Annotated in this window: 1 protein-coding gene; it reads right to left on the bottom strand. The window is 44.6% G+C overall.

Features of this window, described 5'->3' with window-relative positions:
* The coding region (locus tag ACM0OS_RS29065) for a tetratricopeptide repeat protein (RefSeq protein ID WP_414546633.1) at nucleotides 1-296 on the bottom strand (296 nt) is incomplete at both ends.

The raw sequence follows: 296 nt of genomic DNA, 5'->3' as shown, positions 1-296 counted from the left end.
CAGTAGAAGCAGCGATGGCAATTTCGATGTTCTCTGCCTTGTCTCCTTTAATTCTATTGCTGTAGGCATTTGCGAGATTATTTTGCGTCATTGCCCATTGTTGAGGCAAAGCTTCTCTGGTGTAGACAGTTAAAGCAACAGTATAAGCAGCGATGGCATTTTCGATGTTATCTGCCTTGTCTCCTTTAATTCTCTCCCTGTAGGCATTTGCGAGATTATGTTGCGTTGCTGCCCAATCTTGAGGCAAAGCTTCTCTGGTTCTGACAGTTAAAGCAGCAGTAGAAGCAGCGATGGCA

Origin of the sequence: Nostoc sp. CCY0012, assembly GCF_963920855.1 — a bacterium.
GTDB lineage: Bacteria > Cyanobacteriota > Cyanobacteriia > Cyanobacteriales > Nostocaceae > Cyanocohniella.
The sequence above is the reverse complement of the archived record's forward strand: the minus strand, read 5'-3'. Positions and strand labels throughout refer to the sequence as shown.